Source organism: Variovorax sp. GW821-FHT09B01 (genome assembly GCF_059418345.1).
The window spans coordinates 1-883 of record NZ_JBWKPQ010000062.1; the positions used below are offsets into that span (position 1 = coordinate 1).

At 63.9% G+C, this 883-nt stretch carries 1 protein-coding gene; it reads left to right on the top strand.

Annotated elements, in window-relative coordinates:
• Positions 1-5: 5 nt before the first annotated feature.
• Positions 6-883, top strand: an 878-nt coding sequence (gene tuf, locus AC07RV_RS45825) for an elongation factor Tu (RefSeq protein WP_492716632.1), incomplete at its 3' end; no start/stop codon positions are given.

The window sequence follows — 883 nt, forward strand, 5'->3', positions numbered from 1 at the left end:
GAAAAATGGCAAAAGGTAAATTCACCCGCACGAAGCCGCACGTGAACGTGGGCACGATCGGTCACGTTGACCATGGCAAGACGACGCTGACGGCTGCGATCGCGACGGTGCTGTCGTCGAAGTTCGGCGGCGAAGCGAAGGCCTACGACCAGATCGACGCTGCGCCCGAAGAAAAGGCCCGCGGCATCACGATCAACACCGCGCACGTCGAGTACGAAACGGCCAACCGCCACTACGCACACGTCGACTGCCCCGGCCACGCCGACTACGTGAAGAACATGATCACCGGCGCCGCCCAGATGGACGGCGCGATCCTGGTGTGCTCGGCCGCCGACGGCCCGATGCCCCAGACGCGTGAGCACATCCTGCTGGCTCGCCAGGTGGGCGTGGGCTACATCATCGTGTTCCTGAACAAGTGCGACATGGTCGACGACAAGGAACTGCTCGAGCTGGTCGAAATGGAAGTTCGCGAACTCCTCGACAAGTACGAATTCCCCGGCGACGACACCCCGATCATCCATGGCTCGGCGAAGCTGGCCCTGGAAGGCGACAAGGGCGAGCTCGGCGAAGGCGCGATCATGAAGCTGGCCGAAGCCCTGGACACGTACATCCCGACGCCCGAGCGCGCCGTGGACGGCACGTTCCTGATGCCCGTGGAAGACGTGTTCTCGATCTCGGGTCGCGGCACGGTGGTGACCGGCGCTGTCGAGCGCGGCGTGATCAAGGTTGGTGAAGAAATCGAAATCGTGGGCATCCGCCCGACGGTCAAGACCACCTGCACCGGCGTGGAAATGTTCCGCAAGCTGCTGGACCAAGGTCAAGCCGGCGACAACGTGGGCGTGCTGCTGCGCGGCACGAAGCGCGAAGAAGTCGAGCGCGGCCA